At 64.4% G+C, this 18,678-nt stretch carries 18 protein-coding genes and 2 tRNA genes; 7 read left to right on the forward strand and 13 right to left on the reverse strand.

From position 1 onward, the window contains the following. The first annotated feature begins 144 nt into the window (after positions 1 to 144). The 4 genes from AC6H0R_RS09005 (at position 145) to AC6H0R_RS09020 (ending at position 2,299) form a co-directional block, all read left to right on the forward strand. Positions 145 to 417: an HU family DNA-binding protein gene (locus AC6H0R_RS09005; protein WP_497581033.1), complete on the forward strand. Its 273-nt coding sequence runs from the start codon at positions 145 to 147 to the stop codon at positions 415 to 417. A 39-nt stretch (positions 418 to 456) separates the two neighbouring features. Further along, positions 457 to 532 (forward strand) — tRNA-Val (locus tag AC6H0R_RS09010). A gap of 227 nt (positions 533 to 759) precedes the next feature. Beyond that, positions 760 to 2,043, forward strand: coding sequence for a diaminobutyrate--2-oxoglutarate transaminase (ectB, locus tag AC6H0R_RS09015; RefSeq protein ID WP_497581034.1), 1,284 nt, complete (start codon positions 760 to 762; stop codon positions 2,041 to 2,043). A gap of 70 nt (positions 2,044 to 2,113) precedes the next feature. Continuing rightward, entirely contained in the window at positions 2,114 to 2,299 is a 186-nt protein-coding gene (locus AC6H0R_RS09020; protein ID WP_497581035.1) for a putative motility protein, read from the forward strand. Positions 2,300 to 2,309: 10 nt separating this feature from the next. On the opposite strand, the gene AC6H0R_RS09025 is transcribed toward AC6H0R_RS09020, so the two are convergent. The 3 genes from AC6H0R_RS09025 to AC6H0R_RS09035 are packed head-to-tail and all read right to left on the reverse strand — an operon-like array spanning position 2,310 to position 4,521. Continuing rightward, positions 2,310 to 2,843 (reverse strand): lipocalin family protein, encoded by a 534-nt coding sequence (locus AC6H0R_RS09025; protein WP_497581036.1) that lies wholly within the window; start codon positions 2,841 to 2,843, stop codon positions 2,310 to 2,312. Beyond that, entirely contained in the window at positions 2,843 to 4,381 is a 1,539-nt protein-coding gene (locus AC6H0R_RS09030) for a cryptochrome/photolyase family protein (protein WP_497581037.1), read from the reverse strand. Before AC6H0R_RS09030 ends, AC6H0R_RS09025 begins: the two co-directional genes overlap by 1 nt. After that, positions 4,378 to 4,521 (reverse strand): DUF2256 domain-containing protein, encoded by a 144-nt coding sequence (locus AC6H0R_RS09035; protein ID WP_497581038.1) that lies wholly within the window; start codon positions 4,519 to 4,521, stop codon positions 4,378 to 4,380. The genes AC6H0R_RS09030 and AC6H0R_RS09035 overlap by 4 nt, the downstream gene beginning before the upstream one ends. Positions 4,522 to 4,613: 92 nt before the next feature. Between AC6H0R_RS09035 and AC6H0R_RS09040 the strand changes: the two genes are divergently transcribed. Continuing rightward, positions 4,614 to 4,688: transfer RNA gene (locus tag AC6H0R_RS09040), tRNA-Val, on the forward strand. Between the two features lie 75 nt (positions 4,689 to 4,763). Next, positions 4,764 to 6,155 (forward strand): glutamate--tRNA ligase, encoded by a 1,392-nt coding sequence (gene gltX / locus AC6H0R_RS09045; protein ID WP_497581039.1) that lies wholly within the window; start codon positions 4,764 to 4,766, stop codon positions 6,153 to 6,155. A gap of 7 nt (positions 6,156 to 6,162) precedes the next feature. On the opposite strand, the gene AC6H0R_RS09050 is transcribed toward gltX, so the two are convergent. The 4 genes from AC6H0R_RS09050 to lysS are packed head-to-tail and all read right to left on the reverse strand — an operon-like array spanning position 6,163 to position 10,914. After that, positions 6,163 to 6,486 carry a P-II family nitrogen regulator gene (locus AC6H0R_RS09050; RefSeq protein WP_497581040.1) on the reverse strand — a complete coding sequence of 108 codons (324 nt, stop codon included), beginning with the start codon at positions 6,484 to 6,486 and terminating at the stop codon, positions 6,163 to 6,165. 1 nt (position 6,487) lies between these two features. Then, positions 6,488 to 7,426 carry a sodium-dependent bicarbonate transport family permease gene (locus tag AC6H0R_RS09055; RefSeq protein WP_497581041.1) on the reverse strand — a complete coding sequence of 313 codons (939 nt, stop codon included), beginning with the start codon at positions 7,424 to 7,426 and terminating at the stop codon, positions 6,488 to 6,490. A gap of 42 nt (positions 7,427 to 7,468) precedes the next feature. Next, a complete protein-coding gene (gene mnmC / locus AC6H0R_RS09060) occupies positions 7,469 to 9,361 on the reverse strand; it encodes a bifunctional tRNA (5-methylaminomethyl-2-thiouridine)(34)-methyltransferase MnmC2/FAD-dependent 5-carboxymethylaminomethyl-2-thiouridine(34) oxidoreductase MnmC1 (RefSeq protein ID WP_497581042.1) in 1,893 nt (630 codons plus the stop codon). A gap of 38 nt (positions 9,362 to 9,399) precedes the next feature. Continuing rightward, positions 9,400 to 10,914 carry a lysine--tRNA ligase gene (gene lysS / locus AC6H0R_RS09065; protein WP_497581043.1) on the reverse strand — a complete coding sequence of 505 codons (1,515 nt, stop codon included), beginning with the start codon at positions 10,912 to 10,914 and terminating at the stop codon, positions 9,400 to 9,402. Positions 10,915 to 11,214: 300 nt separating this feature from the next. Between lysS and AC6H0R_RS09070 the strand changes: the two genes are divergently transcribed. Further along, entirely contained in the window at positions 11,215 to 13,011 is a 1,797-nt protein-coding gene (locus AC6H0R_RS09070) for a methyl-accepting chemotaxis protein (RefSeq protein WP_497581044.1), read from the forward strand. Between the two features lie 81 nt (positions 13,012 to 13,092). On the opposite strand, the gene minE is transcribed toward AC6H0R_RS09070, so the two are convergent. The 6 genes from minE to AC6H0R_RS09100 all read right to left on the reverse strand — a co-directional run bounded on the left by minE (position 13,093) and on the right by AC6H0R_RS09100 (position 18,668). Beyond that, positions 13,093 to 13,356, reverse strand: coding sequence for a cell division topological specificity factor MinE (gene minE, locus AC6H0R_RS09075; RefSeq protein ID WP_497581045.1), 264 nt, complete (start codon positions 13,354 to 13,356; stop codon positions 13,093 to 13,095). A gap of 1 nt (position 13,357) precedes the next feature. After that, positions 13,358 to 14,173 carry a septum site-determining protein MinD gene (minD, locus tag AC6H0R_RS09080; RefSeq protein ID WP_497581046.1) on the reverse strand — a complete coding sequence of 272 codons (816 nt, stop codon included), beginning with the start codon at positions 14,171 to 14,173 and terminating at the stop codon, positions 13,358 to 13,360. 28 nt (positions 14,174 to 14,201) lie between these two features. Continuing rightward, positions 14,202 to 14,990 carry a septum site-determining protein MinC gene (gene minC, locus AC6H0R_RS09085; RefSeq protein ID WP_497581047.1) on the reverse strand — a complete coding sequence of 263 codons (789 nt, stop codon included), beginning with the start codon at positions 14,988 to 14,990 and terminating at the stop codon, positions 14,202 to 14,204. 76 nt (positions 14,991 to 15,066) lie between these two features. Then, a complete protein-coding gene (hslO, locus tag AC6H0R_RS09090; protein ID WP_497581270.1) occupies positions 15,067 to 15,945 on the reverse strand; it encodes an Hsp33 family molecular chaperone HslO in 879 nt (292 codons plus the stop codon). Next, positions 15,942 to 16,307 carry an ArsC family reductase gene (locus tag AC6H0R_RS09095; RefSeq protein ID WP_497581048.1) on the reverse strand — a complete coding sequence of 122 codons (366 nt, stop codon included), beginning with the start codon at positions 16,305 to 16,307 and terminating at the stop codon, positions 15,942 to 15,944. The genes hslO and AC6H0R_RS09095 overlap by 4 nt, the downstream gene beginning before the upstream one ends. 27 nt (positions 16,308 to 16,334) lie before the next feature. Beyond that, a complete protein-coding gene (locus AC6H0R_RS09100; protein WP_497581049.1) occupies positions 16,335 to 18,668 on the reverse strand; it encodes a Tex family protein in 2,334 nt (777 codons plus the stop codon). Positions 18,669 to 18,678 lie beyond the last annotated feature (10 nt).

Consider the following 18,678-nt stretch of genomic DNA (forward strand, 5'->3'; position numbering starts at 1 on the left):
GCGGCATCGTTTGTTGACACGCCGGATTTCGCCACGCTATAAAAACCTTGCAACACCGAGGAGACAGCCCGCCAGGGGGACCGTGCAAGGCGGGCCCATTCAATGACACCGCACGTGATGTTCAACGCCAAGAGGGGGTTCTAAGTGAATAAATCCGAACTGGTCGATGCAATCGCTGCAAGTGCAGATCTATCCAAGGCGGCGGCTGGCAGGGCGCTCGATGCAACCATCGACGCCGTGCGCAAGGCGCTCAAGAAGAACGACACTGTCACACTCGTCGGTTTTGGCACGTTCTACGTCGGCCAACGTGCCGCACGCAACGGCCGCAACCCCCGCACCGGCAACAGCATCAAGATCAAGGCCGCGAAAATTCCAAAATTCCGCGCTGGCAAAGGCCTCAAGGATGCAGTAAAGTAGCGCCCCTTGCCGCTGCAACCGTTTGGTTGCGGTCAGCGCGGGTGCTTAGCTCAGTTGGTAGAGCGTCGCCCTTACAAGGCGAATGTCGGCGGTTCGACCCCGTCAGCACCCACCAAGCATTACCGAAGCCCGGGACCTGTCCCGGGCTTTTTCATGTCTGTTCGATCCTTCTTCTCTGTGTCCCGGCGGCAATGCGGTTTGACCCGACAAGCCGGGTCCAGGATACTGAAGTACCCCCCGAGTCGTGATGTGATGGACGTCGCCGAGCAGAGTCTCGTCGCAGCGTCTGCCTGACCATGGCCCGATTCAGTACGAGAACAGAACGAACCAGAGGTGATTGCGATGCGAATTTTCGATGAAATGGAATCCGAGGTGCGCGGCTATATCCGCTCCTTTCCGGTGGTATTCGACGTCGCGCGGGGTTCCGAAATGTTCGATGAGCATGGCAATCGGTATATCGATTTCTTTGCCGGCGCCGGAGTGCTCAACTACGGGCACAACAACCCGCGCTTCAGTCAGGCCATGGCGGATTACCTGCAGCGCGGCGGCATCGTCCACGCTCTGGACAAGGCTACCGTGGCCAAACGGGCTTTTCTGACCAAGCTGCGCGACACTATCCTCGCGCCGCGCAATCTCAACTACAAAGTGCAGTTCACCGGCCCGACCGGCACCAATGCGGTGGAAACTGCGCTCAAGCTTGCGCGCATGATCAAGCGTCGCTCGAACATCATTGCCTTCACCAATGGCTACCACGGGCTCACGCTGGGTTCGTTGGCGGTCACCGGCAACTACTACTACAAGGATGAATCCTACGGCTCGCGCAGCAACAGCGCTTTCATGCCGTTCGATGGTTTCCTGGGGGAAGGGGTTGATTCCATCGACTACATGCGTCGCTTCCTGGAGAACGGAAGCAGCGGTGTCGACCTGCCCGCAGCCGTGATCGTCGAGACGGTGCAGGGCGAGGGCGGGATCAATGTGGCCAGCGTCGAATGGTTGCAGAGGCTGTCTGCCCTGTGCCGCGAGTTCGACATCCTGCTGATCATCGACGATATCCAGGTCGGCAACGGTCGTACCGGCACCTTCTTCAGCTTTGAGCGCGCCGGCATCCAGCCCGACATGGTGACGCTGTCCAAATCCATTGGTGGCGGTCTGCCGATGGCGCTGTTGCTGATGCGTCCGGACCTCGACCAGTGGAAGCCGGGCGAGCACACCGGTACTTTCCGCGGCAACAATCTGGCCTTCATCGCGGCGACCGAGGCGCTGGCCTACTGGGAGAACGACGATCTTGCCGCTGCCGTCGCGCACAAGGGCGAGATCATCCGCGGCGAGCTTGAGCGCATCGCAGGGCGCTTCCCGCAGCTGCAGGCCCGTGTGCGTGGTCTGGGCATGATCTGGGGGCTTGAGTTGCCGCAGGCGGGCGTTGCCGGTGAGACCTCGGCCGAGGCCTTCACGCGTGGGCTGGTCATCGAAACTGCCGGTGCGGACGATCAGGTCCTCAAGTTCCTGCCGTCGCTGCTGATCGAAGAGGAGATGCTGCGCGAAGGTCTTGCCATTGTCGAAGCCTCGCTGGAGGCCTTGCTCGACAAACGGCATCGCATGCTTTCCGGGCAACAGGAAGTCACCTGAGTCTGCGCGCTAAAGTTTTTCCGGAACTTGCCGTTAACACCGAAGAGTTCCACCTTCACTGGATATCGTCATGGATGTTTCTTCAATCGCTGCCTATGCCTCGGCCAATGCACGCCAACAGGTGCAGGCCGAAGCCTCGGTGTTGATGCTGAAGAAAGCGCTGGAGATGCAGGAGCAGAACGCTGCCTTGCTGCTCCAGGCGCTTCCGGCCGTGCCGTCCGGATCTGCCGGCAGCGTCATCAATACCTGGGCCTGAATGCCGTGGATCAGCGCGCAGCGTGCGGTGAGCGCGCGATGCGCGCCGGGTCGAAGCCGCGATCGGCGAGCCGCGCGATCAGATCATTGATGCGCTGCTCGCCGATGTGCGGGTCACGCGCAAGAATCCAGAGGTACTCACGTGAGGGTTCGCTGATGGCGACCAGCGTGTAGGCCTCGTCGAGTTCGATTACCCAGTAGTCTCCCCACACCATCGGCAGCCACGATAGCCAGGCGGACGCGAAGCGTACTTTCAGTTTCGGCGAACCTGGTTCGCCGACCAGGCGCGCGACACCGCGTGCTTCATCGAACTCCCCTGAAGCCGTGCGGCAGCGGTTGATCACCTCTACGCGTTCATCGTCGGAAATGGCGTAGGTAGCGGTGGTGTCGGACACACATTGGGACTGAAATCGGTTCGGGTATTTCGCCAGTTCATACCATTTGCCCTGGTATCGATCGAGATCAAGGCGTTCGATCGCTTCGGGTGGCGCGGCATGTGCCGTTCCCAGATTCAGCAGCAAAACCAGCATCAGGCCTTTCCACATCAGAGTTTCTCCAGGTGATTGCGCAGACTTCGTGCGCGTTGCTGCAACGCTTCGCGTTCTTCTTCCGGCATGCGTTTGAGCTGTCGGTACACCATGGCGAGACGATGATTTCGCCCAAGTGGCTTGGCATTGCGCACAAAGAAATCCCAATACAGCGCATTGAAGGGACAAGCACCTTCTCCGGTGCGCCGTTTGCGGTCGTATTTGCAGGAGCGACAGTAATCACTCATGCGGTCGACGTAGGCCGCGCTCGAGACATAGGGCTTGGTTGCCAGCAGGCCGCCGTCGGCGAACTGGCTCATGCCGACGGTGTTGGGCAGCTCCACCCACTCGAATGCGTCGATATACACGCCAAGGTACCAGCGGTGCACGGCATGCGGGTCGAGTCCGGCCAGCAGCGCGAAGTTGCCGATGATCATCAGGCGCTGGATATGGTGTGCGTAGGCCTGTTCCAGCGATTGACCGATGGCGTGCGCAAGACACCGCATGTGCGTGTTGCCGTCCCAGAACCATGTGGGTAAAGGCAGGGTATGGTCGAAGTGGTTGCTGCGCTCGTAGCCCGGCATGCGGCTCCAGTAGATCCCGCGCACGTATTCGCGCCAGCCGAGGATCTGACGGATGAAGCCTTCGACAGCCGCCAGCGGTGCGCGCCCCTCCCGCCATTCGCGCTCGGCGCGTTCGATGACCTCGCGCGGGGATAGCATCTTGACGTTCAGGGCGAACGACAACAGCGAGTGAAACAGTCGCGCGACCGAAGTGTGCATCGCATCCTGATGGTCGCCGAAATGAGGCAGGGCATCGTGTACAAAGCGTTCGAGTTGTTGCACGGCCTCATCGCGGTTGAGTGGCCAGCGCAGGGCGCCTGCGCTGGGTGAGCCAAAGCTTGGCACGCCGGCGGCCTGGATGGCGGCCCACAGTGCGCTGTGATCGTGCGTTACCGGGCGTGGGTCGGCCGGTTCGGGTGGGTCACCTTTCCAGGCTTTGCGGTTCTCGGCGTCAAAGTTCCAGCGCCCGCCGGCGGGCTGATCGCCGCTCATCAGCACGTCATGCCGACGTCGCATGTGGCGGTAGAAGTGTTCCATCAGCCACTGACGGCGTTCGCCGAACAGACCTGCGGCTTCGTCGCGCGTACTCAGGAAGTGCTCACTGTCGACGCAACGGCAGGCGATGCCGCGCTCATCGAGCGTATGCGCGTAGCGAACCAGTTGATCGTCGAGTCGCCATTCATCTGCTGCCTGCCATTCGAAAGAAGTCGCGGCGAGTTCGGCCATCAGCCGGTCGAGGTTGGCAGGAATGTCGTGGCGGTTGTCCGGCGCATCTATGGCGAGATACATCACGCGATGACCAGCATCGCCCAGCACCCGCGCGAAATCCCGCATCGCGGCGAAGATCGCCAGGATCTTCTGCGCATGGTGCAGCACATAATCGGTTTCCTGCCGCACTTCCATCAGCACGTACACCACCTCATCGTTCGGTGTGGCGAACCAGGAGTGCTGCGGATTCAGTTGATCGCCCAGGATCAGTCGCAAGGTGCTCATCGCGCGCCCTTCGCGGCCCGGCGGCAGCGTTCCGAGCAGTAGCGGACCTCATCCCAGGCACGGGCCCATTTACGGCGCCAGCTGAAGGGCAGGCCACAGTGCAGGCATGGCTTGCTCGGAAGTTCGGATTTTTTTCGCATGGGCCTTCGATGATTGGCCCTGCCGGCGGTTCCCGCAGTGCTTCATGTTGACGCTTCGCCGCAGTGCACATAGAATCCGCGTCTCTTCACCGGGGCGGTTAGCTCAGCGGTAGAGCACTGCCTTCACACGGCAGGGGTCACTGGTTCGATCCCAGTACCGCCCACCAACAGGAAACCCCGCGCATTGGCCCGGGGTTTTTTGTTTTCCGGAACCCCGTTTGCGCAGTCTGGAGCACAGCCCGATGTCCGTACGCACCCGTTTCGCCCCGAGCCCCACCGGTTTCCTGCACATCGGTGGCGCGCGCACCGCGCTGTTCTGCTGGGCCTATGCGCGGCACCACGGCGGGCAGTTCATCCTGCGCATCGAGGACACCGATCTGGAGCGCTCCACGCCGGAAGCGGTGCAGGCCATTCTCGACGGCATGCAGTGGCTGGGGCTGGACGCCGACGAAGGGCCGTTCTATCAGACCAAACGTTTTGATCGTTACAAGCAGGTCATTGCCGAGATGCTTGAGGCCGGCACGGCGTATTACTGCTATACCACGCCTGCTGAACTGGATGCCATGCGCGAAGCACAGCGTGAGCGGGGCGAGAAGCCGCGCTACGACGGCCGCTGGCGCCCGGAAGAGGGCAAGACCCTGCCGCAGCCGCCTGAGGGCGTGAAGCCCGTCGTACGCTTCTGCAATCCGCGTGGTGGCGTGGTGGCATGGGACGATCTGGTGAAGGGGCGCATCGAGTTCGCCAATGACGAGCTGGACGACCTGATCATCGCGCGTGGCGACGGCACACCGACCTACAACTTCTGCGTGGTGGTCGACGATCTGGACATGCGCATCACGCAGGTCATCCGGGGCGACGACCACGTCAACAACACGCCGCGCCAGATCAACATACTCAAGGCGCTGGGCGCCGAGGTGCCGCAGTACGCGCACCTGTCGATGATCCTGGGGGATGACGGCACCAAGCTCTCGAAGCGCCACGGCGCGGTCAGCGTGATGCAGTACGACGAGGATGGCTACCTGCCGGAAGCCGTCATCAACTATCTCGCGCGCCTGGGCTGGAGCCACGGTGACGACGAGATCTTCTCGCGCGAGCAGTTCGTCGAATGGTTCGACCTGGACCACATCACGCCGTCGGCCGCGCAGTTCAACACCGAAAAGCTCAACTGGCTCAACGCGCATTACATCAAGCAGGCGGATCTTGGCTATCTCGCCGGTGAAGTCGCTGCCCGTCTGGCGCGACGCGAAGTGAATCCCGAAACCGGGCCGAAGCTGGAGGAGGTGGTTGCGCTGTACCGCGAACGCGCCACCACGCTCAACGAGCTGACGGATGCGGCTGAGCTGTACTGCGTTGAAATCCATCCGGCAGCCGATGTGCTGGAGAAGCATCTGACCGATGCCGCGCGCACTGCGCTGGCAAGCCTCGCCAAACGCTTCGAGACGGCCGCATGGACCGCCGAGGCGCTGTCAGGCGCGATCAAGGACACCATGGCCGAGCACGGCCTGAAAATGCCGCAGGTGGCGATTCCGCTGCGTGTGGCGACCCTCGGTGTGCCGCAGACGCCAGCCATCGATGCGGTGCTGGTGGTGCTGGGCCGCGAGCGCACGCTTGCGCGCATGCGCCGCTACCTGTGATTTCCGGTCAGCCGGGCGGCTGACCGAACTTCTCCGGCCGCAGTACGCCGACGTCGGCAACGAAAGTCACCATCGCGAAGTTGCGGAAGTAATGCTGCTCGATGTGGCCGAGAATCGCGCCGGCGGTGGCCTCGTCGCAGAGCACCTCCATGCGGATGCTGCGGTCTGCCCCCCACAGTGCGTTGCGCGCACCATGCTTGCCTTGGCCGCGTACGTCGGCAATGGTGTAGCCGTGTGCGCCGAGCTTCATCACGTCCTTGCCCAGTGCATCTTCCAGTGCGGCTTCCGAAATGATCACGACCAGTTTGCAGGGGTGGGTGTGCGGGCTCACGTCAGCCTCCGTGGATCAGGCCGGCCAGCCGATGGTAGAGCGGGATGCCGACAAGGATGTTGAATGGGAAGGTGATCACCAGCGCCGCTGTGATCGACAGGCCGGGGTTGGCCTCCGGCACTGCGATACGCATGGCTGCGGGTGCGGCGATGTAGGATGCGCTGGCCGCCAGCGTGGCAAGCAGTGCAGTGCCACCGACCGACAGACCGATGGCGCTGCCGACCAGCGCGCCCATCGTCGCGGCGATCATCGGCATGACGACGGCGAACACAGCCAGCCGCAGACCGCTCTCGCGCAGCGCCGGCACCTGACTGGCTGCCACCAGACCCATCTCCAGCAGGAACAGGCACAGCACGCCCTTGAACAGCGTGAAGAAGAAGGGTTCCAGCGGCGCCATGCCCTGCGGGCCGGCGAACCAGCCGATCAGCAAGCCGCCACCGAGCAACACCATGCTCTTGCCGAGGAAGATCTCGTGCGCCAGCGCGCCCCAGCGCACGCTGCGGAAGTCTCCGCCCAGACGTGCCAGCAGAATGCCCATGGCGATGCCGGGCATTTCCATCAGCACCAGAAACAGGGGCATGTAGGCCTCGAAGCCCACCGCGCGTGCGATCAGGTAGTCGATAGCCACCGCAAAAGTCACCACACTCACCGAACCGTAGTGACCGGCAATCGCCGCCGCATCGAAGCGTGTCAGGCGCACCAGTTTGAACAGCAGCGGGAAAGCTACCAGCGGGATGACGAAGCCCAGCCCCATCGAGGCCGCCGCCTGCGGCAGCACTTCCAGCACATCCTGCTTGGACAGTTCGACGCCACCCTTCAGCCCGATGGCCAGCAGCAGATAGATCGACAATGCCTCGTAGAGCTGGGAAGGCAGCTTGAGGTCCGAGCGCGCGAGGCGGGCGGCGAAGCCGAGCAGGAAGAACAGCGGGATGGCGTCCATGGGCAGGCTGCGTAGGGCGATGGCGCCATTCTAGCCGTGCTTTCAGTCCTCGACGCCGCGCCGCGTGCCGGGCGGGCGCAATACATAGCGCGCCGGGTCCATGGCCTCGACCAGTTCGCGTTCGAGCGGCAGCGGCTCGCCCTCCAGTTGGCAGGCGAGTATTTCGGTTACCAGCGCAGACCACACCAGCCCGCGTGCGCCAAAACCCGAGACGGCATACAGCTCGCGCTGACGCGGCACGCTGGAGAGCGCGCCGCCGTGAGGCTGCGAAGTAACCGGGATGGCGCCGACGATGGGCAGACGGTCGGGTGAGGCGGGGCGGAAACCGACCCGGCCGCCGCTCACTTGTGCCGGGAAATCCGGCAGCATTGCTGCCAGCTTCCCGAGGTTTTCGGCGTGGTCGGTGTCGCGCAGCTCAGGATCATCGTCATCGACCGAAAAGGTCGCGCCGGCGGCACGCAGGCCGTCGATGGCCGGGCTGACATAGCCGCCGCGACACACCATCACATCCGGCGCCGAGCCGGCTTCCGCCTTGAGCAGACTGACCTGGCCACGCGCGGCGACCACCGGTATTGCTGCAGCCTGCGCGATGCGCGTGATGGCAGCGCCGTTGGCGAGGATTGCGACCGGCGCACGGGCGATCTCGCGGCCGTCCGCGGCACGTGCGATCCACTCGCTGCCGGTGTCTTCCAGCGCGGCAATTTCGCGGCCGTAGTGCGTGCTGAGCTGCTCCGCACAGGCCGCAAGATTGGCCGTGCACAGGCTCGGCGGGTTCACCCAGGCGCCGCGCTCAAACCACCAGCCACCGATGGCCAGCGGCCAGCCGGCGATGCGTGAAGCTTCTTCGCGCTCGACGAAGCGCAGCACCTCGCCTGGCTCGTCCAGCGCGGTGACGACCTCGCGCTGCTTCGCTTGCTGTTTCTCGTCGCGGGCCAGATGCAACACGCCGCAGGCCGACCAGCGTACCGGCAGATCCTGCGCCGACAGCCGTGCGAGATGCTGAAGCCCGTACAGCGCGCCAGCGCGCGTGATGCGACTCATGCGGTTGTCGTCACGGCTGGGCAGGGCGCGCAGCACGCCGGCGTGGTTGCCGGAGGCGCCTTGCGCGGGGCCGTCGGCGGCATCGATCAGATCGATGCGCCAGCCGCGCTCGCACAGACGGTTGGCCATCGCGCTGCCGGCCAGCCCGGCGCCGATTACCAGGGCATGGCGTTGTGGCGTCTGTCGCGTATCCCCATGCCGGAAGCGGCCGACCAGCATCTGACTCTTGGCGGCAAAACCACGGCGGCGGCTGCAATCGAAGCCGGCTGCGGTCAGCGCGCGTCGCAGTACGCCGCGCGAGGACCAGGTGGCCAGCGTGGCTTCTGCAGCGGCAAGGCGGCTGAGTTGTGCGATGAGTGCATCGGACCACATCTCGGGGTTGCGTGCTGCCGAAAAGCCGTCGAGGTAAAAGGCGTCGGCGCGCGCGTCGAGTTGGGGCAGCGTGTGGTTAGCGTCGCCGAACAGCAGCGTCAGAATCACGCGCCCGCCGTCCAGGTGCAGGCGGTGGAAGCCCGGCGTGAGGGATGGCCAATGCGCAAGCAGATCGGCCGAGACTGCGGCGAGATCGGCGTGCGCAGCGTGCGCGGTCGCCAGATCCTCGCGCGGGAAGGGGTGCAGCTCGGTGGAGACGAAATGCAGCCGCTCGCAGCGCGCCGGGTCATCGCACCAGGCGGCCCAGGTTGCGAGAAAATTCAGCCCGAGGCCGAAGCCGGTTTCGACGATGCTGAAGCTGTTGCGGCCCCGCCAGCGCTGCGGCAGATCGTTGCCGGCCAGAAAGACCTGACGCGCCTGCGCCAGCCCGCCGCAGTTGGAGTGGTAGATGTCCTGATAGGTCTCGGACCACGGCGTGCCGTCGTCGCGAAAGCTCAGTCGGGCGGGGGTGAGGCGGGGCATCGTGAAAGAAGACGGCCGCCCGGAGGCGGCCGTTTTGCTCAGTCGGCCTGAGGCCGCATCTGCGGGAACAGGATCACGTCGCGGATCGAGGCGGCGTCGGTCAGCAGCATCACCAGGCGGTCGATGCCGATACCGCAGCCGGCGGTCGGGGGCAGGCCGTACTCCAATGCGCGGACGAAGTCGGCGTCGTAGTACATCGCTTCTTCGTCACCGGCCTCCTTGGCCTTGACCTGTTCGAGGAAGCGCGCGGCCTGGTCTTCGGCGTCGTTGAGCTCGGAGAAACCGTTGGCGATCTCGCGGCCGACGATGAACAGCTCGAAGCGCTCGGTGATCTCCGGGTTGGCATCGTTGCGGCGCGCCAGCGGCGAGACTTCGGCCGGGTAGTCGATGATGAAGGTCGGCTCCCACAGCTGAGCTTCAGCGCATTCCTCGAACAGCGACAGTTGCAGCGAGCCCAGTCCGGCGTGGGCATGCGGCTCGACCTTGAAGTCGGCGAGCTTGGCGCGCAGCCAGGCAGTGTCGTTGAGCTGGGCGTCGGTGAAGCCGGGGTTGTACTTGTGGATGGCCTCGACGATGGTCAGGCGCGCGAAGGGACGCGACAGGTCGAGCTCCTTGCCCTGATAGACGAAGGTCTCGGTGCCCAGCGCCTCGCGCGCCGAGTGGCGGATCAGGCCTTCGGTGAAGTCCATCAGCGTGCGGTAGTTCGCGTACGCCTCGTAGAACTCCATCATCGTGAATTCGGGGTTGTGGCGCGGCGAGAGGCCTTCGTTGCGGAAGTTGCGATTGATCTCGAAGACGCGCTCGAAGCCGCCCACCACCAGCCGCTTCAGATACAGCTCGGGTGCGATGCGCAGGAACATTTCCATGTCCAGCGCGTTGTGGTGCGTGACGAAGGGCTTGGCCGCCGCACCGCCGGGGATGGGGTGCATCATCGGCGTTTCGACTTCAAGGAAGTTGTGGCTCGTCATGTAGTTGCGGATCGACTGCACCATGCGGCTGCGCGCCACGAAGGTGAAGCGCGTCTGCTCGTTCATGATCAGGTCGACGTAGCGCTGGCGATACTTCTGCTCGACGTCGGTCAGGCCGTGGAACTTGTCCGGCAGCGGGCGGATGCTCTTGGTCAGCAGGCGGATCTCGGAGCACTTCACGGTCAGCTCGCCGGTACGCGTCTTGAACAGCGTGCCGACGGCGCCAACGATGTCGCCGATGTCCCAGTGACGGAATTCGTCATAGATCTCTTCACCGATGGCGTCACGCGCGACGTAGCACTGGATGCGGCCGGAAACGTCCTGAATGGTGATGAAGCTGGCCTTGCCCATGACGCGCTTGAGCATCACGCGCCCGGCGACCTTGACTTCCACCGGCGTGGCTTCGAGTTCCGTCACGTCCTTCTCGCCGTAGACCTCGTCGAGCTTTGCGGCGAGGTTTTCGCGTGAGAAGTCGTTGGGGAAGGCGCGACCGGACTGGCGCCAGGCGGCGAGCTTCTCGCGGCGCTCGGCAATGATGTGGTTTTCGTCCTGCTGCGGGGCGGAGGCGTTGGTCTCGTCGGTCATGTGTTCGGGTGCTCGATTCGTGTGCGGGGCAACATGCCCCGGATTTGTGCGCGATGTCAGCCACCTGCAAGCCGTTCGCAGCAAAATGCTGCCGGAACGACGCCGCAGCGGCTGTCGCGAGGCCGCAGATTGTGGCATGGCCGCACGTGCCGGGCAAATCCCGCGCGACATACCGCCCGATCCGGCCGGCTTTGCGTTTGCGGCAGGTCCCGCAAAGCGGGTTTCAGGAATCGTGTCATCGATCCGTTATGCAGTCAGGTGGCCGGCACAGAGCCACACAGTCGGAGAGGGAGGCAGCCGATGGAGCGTCTTGCGCGCCTGTATGAGTCGATCGAACAGACCTTCTGGTACACGCTGTCCAGAAAGCTCTCGAGCATCTTTCTGCTGTTCGTGATTGATCTGGTCTACGTCGCCATCTACTGGCAGCTCAAGAGCGTGGTCGGCGCCCGGCTGACTGCGGGCGAGGTTTCGCCCGACGTGGCTGCCAGCGTGATGTCGGCCTTGCACACCGGGCTTGTGGCTTTTGCGGTGCTGACGGTGGTCGCACTGGCGATCACGCTCGGGCAGATTCTGTATTTGCGTCACCTGATCGTGCGTCCGGTACGCGAGATCACGTTCATCTTCGACGAGATCGCGCGGGGCGAGGGCGACTTCTCGCAGGATCTGCCGCTGCGCACGCACGACGAGTTCCGCGAGCTGGCGCTGGCCTACAACCGCTTTGCCGAGAAGATGCGTGCCCTGATCAGCGAGGTGCGCGGCATGAGCGTGACGATTGCCGCCGAGGGCGTGCAGGTCAAGACGCGGGTCGACCAGTCGGCGCGTGATGCGCAGGCCCAGGGCCAGATGACCGACAGCGTGTTCAAGGTCAGCACCCGTTCGACCGAGGCCATCCACAGCGTGACCGAGGGAGCGCAGCAGATCTCCTTGTCCACCAACACGAACCTGGGCAGTGCGCGCAGCTCGCTTGACGAAATGCGCGACATTGCCGGCAAGATCACCGCGGTCAGCGAGAAGGTGATGCACTTCAACCGCACCGTGGATGATCTTTCGGCGCGCTCGGAGAGCGTGCGCAAGATCGCCTCCTTGATCCGCGAGGTGGCCGAACAGACCAACCTGCTGGCGCTCAATGCCGCCATCGAGGCAGCGCGGGCGGGTGAGGCCGGGCGGGGCTTTGCGGTGGTGGCCGACGAAGTGCGCAAGCTTGCCGAGCGCGTCAATCACGCCACCGGCGAGATCGAGGGCAACATCAACGGCGTGATCGAACTGGTGGGTACGACACGCGCCGAGAACGCCGTCATCTCCGAGTCGGTGGCGCAGACCCGCGATGTGGTCGAGCGCTCGGCGGGCCAGTTCGAGCAGATGGTGGGTGACTTCGAGGCTACCGGCAATCAGCTGCAGCAGATCGCTGCGGCGATGGAATCGCTGTCGGTCACCAACGAAGAGGTGCACCGCAACGTCACCGGCATCCACGAGCTGTCCGGCAAGGTGGTGGGCAACATGACGGCTTCGGAAGAGGGCACACGGCGTCTCTCCAAGGCCACCGAGGAAGTGCAGGAGCTGGTGTCACGTTTCCGTATCGGGCGCGGCGCCTTCGAACATGCGGTCGAGCGTGCGCGTGACTTCCGTGACCACGTCCGGCACGAGCTGGATCAGATGCAGCAGGGTGGCATCAATGTCTTCGACCGCAACTACCAGCCGGTCGCCAACACTACCCCGCAGAAGTACACGGTGGTGTGGGGCGACGAGTTCACGCGGCGCTGCCAGCAGTTGCTGGAGGATTGCCTGGGTTCGATTCCGGGCTGCGCCTTTGCCGTGGCGGTGAATACCGACGGCTACCTGTCGGCCCACAACCTGAAGTTCTCGCAGCCGCTGACCGGCGATCCCAAGATTGATCTGGTCGGCAACCGGACCTGCCGCAAGTTCACCAACCCGGCCGAAACGCGCGCTGCAACCAATACGCGGCCGCTGCTGCTGCAGACCTATCAGCGCGATACCGGTGAGGTGTTGTGCGACGTGATCATGCCCATCGAGGTTGGCGGGCGGGTGTGGGGCAATGTGCGGGTCGGCATGCCGGTGTCCGCACTGGTCACGAACTGAAACTGAGCCGGGGCGCGTTGCGCGCCCCGGGCAAGGTCGAGATCAGTCAGGCGGGGGCGCCGCTGGCCTCGTTCGCAGCGCTCAGGAGGTCTTCTGTTCCGGCAGGACGATGTTCACTTCGAGCACGTCGCAGTTGTCCTGCTTCTCAAGGTGTACCTTGATGTCGTCGAGATCGACCGACACGTACTTCGAGATCACTTCAAGCAATTCGCGCTGCAGCGCCGGCAGGAAGTCAGCCGAGGCCGAGGCTCCGTTGCGCTCATGCGCAATCAGCACCGACAGCCGGTTCTTGGCGATCGACGCGGTCTTCTTCTTTTCGCCGAAGAGTTTGGCAAGGAAAGACATGTCACTTGCCTCCGAACAGGCGCTGCATGAGGCCCGGCTTGACGTAATCGACGAAGCGCAGCGGGCGCTCTTCGCCGAGGAAACGCGCCACCACATCGGTGTAGGCCTCGGACACGTCCGTGCCTTTGAGGTGGATGGCCGGCGTACCCTGGTTGGAGGCGTGCAGCACGGATTCCGATTCCGGAATCACGCCGATCAGCGGCACGCGAAGCAGTTCCTGCACGTCCTTGTAAGACAGCATTTCACCGTCTTCTACACGCTTGGATGAATAGCGCGTGACCAGCAGGTGCTCCTTGACCGGCTCGCGACCCTCGGCAGAGCGGCGCGATTTGGACTGCAGGATGCCCAGGATGCGGTCCGAGTCACGTACCGACGAGACTTCCGGGTTAGTCGTGACGATGGCTTCATCCGCGAAGGTCAGCGCCAGCACGGCACCGCGTTCGATACCGGCGGGCGAATCGCACACCACGTAGTCGAAGCCCATGTGTTCGAGTTCCTTGAGCACCTTCTCCACGCCTTCCTCGGTCAGCGCGTCCTTGTCGCGCGTTTGCGAGGCGGGGAGGATGAACAGGTTCTCGCAGTTCTTGTCCTTGATCAGGCCCTGATTGAGCTTGGCCTCGCCATTGATGACGTTGACCAGGTCATACACCACGCGGCGTTCGCAACCCATGATCAGGTCGAGGTTGCGCAGGCCGACGTCGAAGTCGATGACGGCGGTCTTGAAGCCGCGCAGCGCGAGGCCGGAGGCGAAAGCGGCACTGGTGGTGGTCTTGCCCACACCACCCTTGCCGGAGGTTACGACGACGACTCGAGTCACGTTGATTCCTTCCAGATGTCGGGCTGCATCAATCGAGTTGCAGCGGTTCGATGTTCAAAGTGTTTCCCTTGTCCCCGGCGGTCATGCGCACCAGCGCCGGCTTGCCGGCGATGGCAGCCGGAAGGCCCTGATCGAAGGTGCGATACACCCCCGCGATCGAGACAATTTCCGGGCCGAAATTGGTGGCCATGATACGCGCACGGTCGTTGCCCTGGGCACCGGCCAGGGCACGTCCGCGTAAGGGGCCGTAACAGTGGATGCTGCCGTCGGCGATGACTTCGGCGCCGTTGCTCATGCCGGCCAGCAGCACCAGGTCGCCGCCGCGGGCATACACCTGCTGACCCGAGCGCACCGGGCGGTCAACGAACATGGTTGCGGCATTGGTGGCAGCGTTGGCAGCAGTGCTGGGGCGCGCGGGTTCGGGCGCCGGTTTGGGTCGGGGTGCCGGTTCGGCAGGGGCCGGGCGCGGTGCGGCGGCGGCTTGCGTGCTGATGGCGGCGTCGAGTTGCGCGAGTCCGGCCTGACGGGCCGCCGCGACGTATGCCTCGGGCAGCTTGCAGACGCCGATGGGTTGCAACTGGAAGCGGCGGAACAGGCTCAGCAGACCGGCCCAGTCGATGCGCTCGGGCGTGTCGCCCAGGTCGGAGAAATCGAGGATGGCGGCCTCGCCCGCAAAGAAGTCCGGGCGTCCGCCGAGCATCTTGTGCAGGTCATCGGCGAGCATGTCGGGGCGTGTTTCACGCAGCACGGCCACGGTCGCCCCGATCGATGCATTGCGGAATTCGATGGAGCGGCGGGATGGCGGGGTTTTCGACATGGGAAGCGGTGGCCGTAAAAGCTTGCGAGTCTAATGACGGGGGCAGATTCGGGCAAGGGCGCCGGACCTGCGCAGTTCAGTGCAGGGTAGGCGGCTGGCCGTCTTCGTCTGTGAGCAGCGCCGCAATGTCGTCTGCATCATAGCGATAGGTGTGGTTGCCCATATCGTCATGCACGACGACTTCACCGTGCTCTTCGAGGATGGCCTGCAACTCGTCCGGACCAAGACCACGCAGCATGTCGTCGACCCTCGCGGCATCGCGCGGCCAGTGGTGGATCACCGGGTGCGGCTCATACACCCTTACATCCTCTTCGGCGAACAGGCGGCCCAGCAACGCTTCCGCGTCCAGGCTGAGCAGTTCTTCCGGCTTTACGGTCGAGGCCAGATGGTGCACGCGGTTCCAGCCATCGGCATCGCGCTCGTCGGCGCCGGGCAGCTTCTGCAGGAACAGGCCGGCCGCCGTGTTGCCGTCACAGGCCAGCCACAGCCCGGACGGCTGTTGCTCCGACTGCGTCAGATAGTGTTCGAACACCTCGGCGATGCTCGTGCCTTCCAGCGGCACCAGGCTGCGGTAGGGCTCGCGCATGCTTTCCATGTCGAGCGAGAGTTGCATGCGGCCGTCGCCGACCAGTTCGCCCAGCGAGCCGCCGCTGATTGCGCCGTCGACCTTGGCCATCGCGCGCAGATTCAGGGTTTCCGGGCAATCGACGACGAGCAGTCGCAGCGGCCCCTCGCCGTGAATCTGGAAGGTGATGCGGCCGGGCTGCTTGAGGTTGCTGCCGACAATGACGGAGACCACGCACATCTGCCCGAGCAGCGCCGCGACCTCGGGTGCATAGCCGCGGTCGGCCTGCAGCGCCTGCCAGACGTCATCGAGGCGTACCACAGCGCCGCGGATGTCGAGCTTTTCGAGCAGAAAGCGTTGGACCTGCGAGGCGGGCTTGTTCACGTTCAGTCTCCTCGTTGCGCCAGGGCGACGTCGAAGCGCATCGGGTCGAAGCCGATCAGCAGTTCGCCGTCGGGCGTTTCCAGCACCGGGCGGCGGATCACGCTGGTGTTGGCCATCATCAGTGCAATCGCGCCGGCTTCGTCGGCAATCGACTGTTGCTTGGGGCTGAGCTTGCGCCAGGTCGTGCCGCGCGTATTCACCAGCGCCTGCCAGCCTTCGGTCTGTGTGCACCAGCGCGCCAGCGTGGCGGCGTCGATGCCGACTTTCTTGTAGTCGTGGAATTCGTAGGCGATACCGGCTTCGTCGAGCCAGGTGAAAGCCTTCTTCATCGTGTCGCAGTTCTTGATGCCGTAGATGCGAACGCTCATGGGGTTCCCCTGATATGGATGCCGATTTTACTTGTCACCGCGCAACGCGCGCGCCAGCGCATCGGCCATCGCGCCCTCGGGCTTGCGCTCCTGCTTGCGCTGGGTTTGCGGGCGTTGCGGCTGGGATTGTGGCTTCTTCGCTGCGGACTCACGCGGTCTGTCGGCCGGCTTTGCGGCGGGCTTCGCAACAGCCGGCGCTTCGGCCAACTTCATGGTCAGCGCGATGCGCTTGCGCGGCAGATCGACCTCCACGACCTTGACCTTCACCACGTCGCCAGCCTTGACCACACTGTGGGGGTCCCGCACGAAGCGGTCGGACAGCATCGAGACGTGCACGAGGCCGTCCTGATGCACGCCGATATCCACGAAGGCGCCGAAGTTGGTGACGTTGGTGACCACGCCTTCGAGCAGCATGCCGGGTTCGAGGTCGGAGACCTTCTCGATGCCGTCGCGGAATTTCGCGGTGCGGAACTCCGGGCGCGGGTCGCGGCCGGGCTTTTCGAGTTCGGCGAGGATGTCGCGTACGGTCGGCTCGCCGAAGCGCTCATCCGTGAACTCGGCCGGTTTCAGTTCGCGCAGGCGTTGCGTGTTGCCCATGACCTCTCGCACGCTCGCCTGCACGCGGGCCAGGATGCGTTCAACCAGTGGATAGGCTTCCGGGTGCACGGCCGAGGCGTCCAGCGGATCGGCACCGTCGCGGATGCGCAGAAAGCCGGCCGCCTGCTCGAAGGTCTTGGGCCCCAGGCGGGCGACGTCGAGCAGGCCCTTGCGCGAGCGGAAGGGGCCGTTGGCATCACGGTGTGCGACGAGGTTTTCGGCCAGCGCCGGGTTGAGGCCCGAGATGCGCGCCAACAGCGGGGCGGAGGCGGTATTGAGATCCACGCCGACGGCGTTCACGCAATCTTCCACCACGGCATCGAGCATTTTCGCCAGCCGGCTCTGGTTCACGTCGTGCTGGTACTGGCCGACGCCGATGGATTTGGGGTCGATCTTGACCAGCTCGGCCAGCGGGTCCTGCAGGCGGCGGGCAATCGACACCGCGCCGCGCAGCGAAACGTCGAGTTCCGGGAATTCGCGTGCAGCCAGTTCCGAGGCCGAATACACCGAGGCGCCGGCCTCCGACACCATGATGCGGGTGACCGGCAGTTCCGGGTGGCGTTGCATCAGCTCGGCCACCAGCTGGTCGGTCTCGCGCGAGGCCGTGCCGTTGCCGATGGCCACCAGTTCCACGCCGTGCGCGCGGATCATCTCCACCAGCGCGGCAATCGCCGGCTCACGGTGACGGCGCGGCTCGAAGGGGTAGACGGTTTCGGTCGCCACCAGCTTGCCGGTGGCGTCGATCACGGCAACCTTCACACCGGTGCGGATGCCGGGATCCAGGCCCATGGTCGGGCGGGCGCCGGCCGGCGCGGCGAGCAACAGGTCCTTGAGGTTGCGCGCGAAGACGCGGATGGCTTCTTCCTCGCTACGCTCACGCAGGGCACCAACCAGTTCCAGTTCTAGATGCAGCGAGATCTTCACGCTCCACGCCCAGCGCACGGTGTCTGTCAGCCAGCGGTCGGCCGGGCGGCTCTGGTTGCGTACGTTGAAGCGTGCGGCAATGCGCGATTCGCAGGGGTGCGGTGTGCCCTCTTCGTGGGGCACCTCAAGTGCGACGCGCAGCACACCTTCATTGCGGCCACGCAGCAGCGCCAGAGCGCGATGCGAGGGCATCTTCGCCAGCGGCTCGCGGTGGTCGAACCAGTCCCGGAACTTGGCGCCCTCAAGCTCCTTGCCTTCGATCACGCGCGCCACGATATCGGCGTTGGCGTTCAGATAGTCGCGCAGCTCACTGAGCAGCGTGGCGTCCTCGCCGAAGCGTTCGACCAGGATGTTGCGCGCGCCGTCGAGTACGCTTTTCACGTCTTCGAAGCCGGCTTCCGGGTTCAGGTAGGCAGCGGCTTCGTCTTCCGGCACGCGACTCGGGTCGGCCAGCAGCAACTCTGCCAAAGGTTCGATGCCGGCCTCGCGCGCAATCTGCGCCTTGGTGCGGCGCTTGGGCTTGTAGGGCAGGTACAGGTCTTCGAGGCGCTGCTTGGTTTCAGCGGCTTCGATCTGCGCGCGCAAGGCGTCGTCGAGCTTGCCCTGTTCGTCGATGGAGGCCAGTACGGTGGCGCGGCGGTCTTCGAGCTCGCGCAGATAGCCCAGGCGTTCTTCGAGCTGGCGCAGTTGTGTGTCGTCCAGCCCGCCGGTCACTTCCTTGCGGTAGCGGGCGATGAAGGGCACGGTCGCACCCTCGTCGATGAGCTTGACGGTGGCGATGACCTGGCGCGGCGCTACGCCCAGTTCTGCAGCGATGCGGTGTTCTATGGAAGGCAGCATGTCGGCGAGG

Source organism: Pseudazoarcus sp. NS36 (genome assembly GCF_059703705.1).

Bases quoted from the DNA above. Each gene is read 5' to 3' on its own strand.
- lysS (WP_497581043.1), bottom strand. From the start codon at position 10,914: ATGACCGACGAGACCAACGCCTCCGCCCCGCAGCAGGACGAAAACCAC.
- AC6H0R_RS09020 (WP_497581035.1), top strand. From the start codon at position 2,114: ATGGATGTTTCTTCAATCGCTGCCTATGCCTCGGCCAATGCACGCCAA.
- minE (WP_497581045.1), bottom strand. From the start codon at position 13,356: ATGTCTTTCCTTGCCAAACTCTTCGGCGAAAAGAAGAAGACCGCGTCG.
- mnmC (WP_497581042.1), bottom strand. From the start codon at position 9,361: ATGCCCCGCCTCACCCCCGCCCGACTGAGCTTTCGCGACGACGGCACG.
- ectB (WP_497581034.1), top strand. From the start codon at position 760: ATGCGAATTTTCGATGAAATGGAATCCGAGGTGCGCGGCTATATCCGC.
- AC6H0R_RS09035 (WP_497581038.1), bottom strand. From the start codon at position 4,521: ATGCGAAAAAAATCCGAACTTCCGAGCAAGCCATGCCTGCACTGTGGC.
- AC6H0R_RS09095 (WP_497581048.1), bottom strand. From the start codon at position 16,307: ATGAGCGTTCGCATCTACGGCATCAAGAACTGCGACACGATGAAGAAG.
- AC6H0R_RS09100 (WP_497581049.1), bottom strand. From the start codon at position 18,668: ATGCTGCCTTCCATAGAACACCGCATCGCTGCAGAACTGGGCGTAGCG.
- minC (WP_497581047.1), bottom strand. From the start codon at position 14,990: ATGTCGAAAACCCCGCCATCCCGCCGCTCCATCGAATTCCGCAATGCA.
- gltX (WP_497581039.1), top strand. From the start codon at position 4,764: ATGTCCGTACGCACCCGTTTCGCCCCGAGCCCCACCGGTTTCCTGCAC.
- AC6H0R_RS09025 (WP_497581036.1), bottom strand. From the start codon at position 2,843: ATGTGGAAAGGCCTGATGCTGGTTTTGCTGCTGAATCTGGGAACGGCA.
- AC6H0R_RS09070 (WP_497581044.1), top strand. From the start codon at position 11,215: ATGGAGCGTCTTGCGCGCCTGTATGAGTCGATCGAACAGACCTTCTGG.
- AC6H0R_RS09030 (WP_497581037.1), bottom strand. From the start codon at position 4,381: ATGAGCACCTTGCGACTGATCCTGGGCGATCAACTGAATCCGCAGCAC.
- AC6H0R_RS09055 (WP_497581041.1), bottom strand. From the start codon at position 7,426: ATGGACGCCATCCCGCTGTTCTTCCTGCTCGGCTTCGCCGCCCGCCTC.